At 46.0% G+C, this 3451-nt stretch carries 2 protein-coding genes; both read left to right on the top strand.

Features of this window, described 5'->3' with window-relative positions:
* Positions 1–2104: 5-methyltetrahydropteroyltriglutamate--homocysteine S-methyltransferase (metE, locus tag AC1DUA_RS29570; protein WP_477503144.1), on the top strand; the 2104-nt coding region annotated here is incomplete at its 5' end.
* 157 nt (positions 2105–2261) lie between these two features.
* On the top strand, positions 2262–3451 hold a 1190-nt coding region (locus AC1DUA_RS29565), incomplete at its 3' end, for a putative glycoside hydrolase (protein ID WP_477503143.1).

The raw sequence follows: 3451 nt of genomic DNA, 5'->3' as shown, positions 1-3451 counted from the left end.
TTTCAGTTATTACGATCATATCCTGGATACAGCCGCTATGTTCGGAATTATCCCGAAACGCTTCTCTTATGAGGGTGGGCCTGTACCATTATCTGTTTATTATGGCGTAGCACGTGGAACGAAGGGGGCCGCAGCAAGCGAAATGACGAAGTGGTTCAACACGAACTATCACTACATCGTCCCTGAACTGGCGGATGCTTCTCCTGTGCTTACTGAAAATAAACCTCTTACAGCTTATAGAGAAGCTAAGGAAAAGCTTGGTATCGAAGGGAAACCGGTTATCGTTGGGCCATTGACTTTCCTCAAGCTTTCCAAAGGATATAACGCATCGGAGACGGATGCCTGGTTAGAGCGATTAGTTCCGCTTTACGTCCAAATCCTAAAAGAACTTGCTGAAGAGGGCGTACAGTGGGTACAAATTGATGAGCCAATTCTTGTAACAAAATTAGGCCAAGATGACTTACAGAGATTGACGAAGATTTATGAAACGATTGCTGCAGCTGTTCCAAACCTCAACATTATGCTGCAAACCTATTTTGAATCGGTTGAGCACTATAATGACATTGTGAAATTACCGGTCAAAGGTATAGGGCTTGATTTCGTACATGGAAACACTGGCAATCTAATAGCCATTAAAGCGCTAGGATTCCCAACTGATAAGGTATTAGGCGCAGGTGTTATTGACGGACGCGGTATTTGGAAAGCATCGCTTCGCGAGAAGTTGGAACTGCTTAATGGGCTAACTGAATTTGTATCCGCCGATCGTCTCATTGTGCAGTCTTCCTGCAGCTTGCTTCATGTTCCGGTAACGACAGAGCGCGAGACGAAACTGACAGCAGAATTGAAAAACGCTCTTGCATTTGCAGATGAGAAAATCGGTGAGCTTGTCCTTTTAACGAAAGCATTAGCTTCAGGTTCCGAAAGTGTTATAGATGAACTAGTCAAAAGTGATGCAGCTATTCAAGCTTTGCAGCAATCTGAGGAACGCAATCGCGTTAACATTCAGCAAGCCGTAACTGCGCTAAGCAGTCAACAACCGGAGCGTTCCCATCCGTTTGCTGAGCGTCATCAAGCTCAACAGGCCAAATGGCAGCTGCCTATTTTCCCGACTACGACCATCGGCAGCTTCCCACAATCCGCAGAAGTGCGCAAAGCGCGTCAATCGTGGCGTAAGGGCGAGTGGAATAACGAGCAATACGCGCAGTATATTCGCGATCAAATCGACACTTGGATTGATCTGCAAGAAGAGATCGGTTTGGATGTTCTCGTACACGGCGAATTTGAACGTACAGATATGGTTGAGTTCTTTGGTGAGAAGCTGGCTGGTTTTGCCTTTACACAGAACGGCTGGGTGCAGTCCTATGGTTCACGTTGCGTGAAACCTCCGGTTATTTTCGGAGACGTAGCGTTCACGGGTGAGATGACGGTTGAAGAAACGAAGTATGCGCAGTCCAAAACTTCACGTCCTGTAAAAGGGATGCTGACAGGACCGATTACCATCATGAACTGGTCGTTCGTTCGTGACGATATTCCGCGTGAGCAGATTGCTTATCAATTGGCTTATGCGCTTAGACAAGAAGTGGAGGCGCTTGAGCAAGCAGGCATCGGGATGATTCAGGTCGATGAGCCAGCTGTTCGCGAAGGTTTGCCGCTGAAAGAAGAAGAGCAAGCAGGTTACCTTGCATGGGCAGTCAAAGCTTTCCGCATCACCACATGCACGGTACACGAAACAACGCAAATCCATACTCATATGTGTTATTGTGAGTTTCATGACATGATTGACTCCATCGAAGCGATGGATGCTGATGTTATTTCCATTGAGACATCCCGCAGCCATGGTGAATTGATTCATAGTTTTGAACTAAATACTTACAAGCTAGGCATCGGTTTAGGGGTATACGATATCCATAGTCCACGTGTTCCTAGTGTAGATGAAATGACAGGAATGATTGAACGAGCACTACGCGTATTGGACGCTCGGTTGTTCTGGATTAACCCGGATTGTGGCCTGAAAACACGCGGTCTTGAAGAGACAGTTGCCTCCTTGCGCAACATGGTTGAAGCGACGAAGATTGCTCGTGACAATCATGCTGCAACGGTGTAATTCGTTAAAAAATTAATTAAAAGAGCAGATCTGCGATTGCAGCTGCTCTTTTTTTTGGCGTGAGAGGGCCAGTGCAGCATAGTTTTGTCGCTTCCCGAATACTTCAAGTATGAGCATAGAATTTCCAGAACATGCTTTGAAATAGGGGGAGAACAAGGTGAAGAAACAAGTTCTTATTTGCTTGATGTTAGGTTTAGTTCTCACGTTGTCCGCCTGTCTGTCGTCAAAAGACGCTTTAACCACACCGAACTCATCGGAGCAGCCGTCTGTAACGACCCCAGAGCCCACACTTGCGTTGACGCCCACACCAACACCTATGGCATCGCCCTCAGCTTCTCCAGTTGCGATATCGCCCACACCAGCTGCCACACAAGCACCCGGATTTATTTCCCCACTGCACTTCGATTATCCCGATGCGGTACGTGGCATTTATGTGACAGGCTGGTCAGCTGGCGGTGAACGTATGTCTAAACTTCTTTCTCTCGTTGATAACACAGACTTGAATGCCATGGTGATAGATATGAAGGATGATGATGGCTATATCACTTTCAGGCCGGAAGGAAAGCTTGCGGAATTTGGCCAGCCTTACATTAAGGATCCCAAAGCACTTCTGAAGACACTCGAGGAGCATAAGATCTACCCGATCGCTCGAATCGTCGTCTTTAAAGATACGGTTATGGCCAAAAAGCGGCCTGATCTTTCTTTTATAGATGGCAGCAGTATCTGGCGTAATTCGAATGGTGATAGCTTCATCAACCCATTCCTTAAAGAAACGTGGGAGCATAATGTTGAAGTTGCCAAATTAGCAGCAGAACTTGGTTTTAAAGAGATCCAATTTGACTATGTTCGCTTCCCGGAAGGGTTTGAAAGCAGGGACAGTGTCCTTAAATATGCAATGGGTGATTACAAGGATAAAAAACCAGCGAAGTTCGTGCAGGAAGAAAAAGACTACGCGGAAGCTACCAAAAAGTATCAAGAAAATCTAGCTTCCTTGGAATTAAAATTGGCAGATGCTACGAATGCTTACAATGTAGATAAGAACGATGCTAATAAAAAAGTCATGGATGATGCCCAAAAGAGCGTAGCTGATCTTAAAAAAGGAGCTCCCAAAGCGCCGGATTTCAGCGATAAGGCGCGTATGACGCAGCTTCGTGTTGATGCCGTCAGCGATTTCGTAGCCTATGCCAAAGAGCAACTTATACCGTACGGTGTAGATGTTTCTGTGGATATATTCGGCTATACAGCCACATTGCCTGAAGCTCCAGGCATCGGTCAGAACTTTAATCGCATTTCTAGCTCGGTAGATGTCATTTCATCTATGATTTATCCAAGCCATTGGTCTAACGG

This window comes from Paenibacillus sp. 01T422, from assembly GCF_056398785.1.
This window is presented reverse-complemented; position numbering and strand designations above follow the sequence as displayed.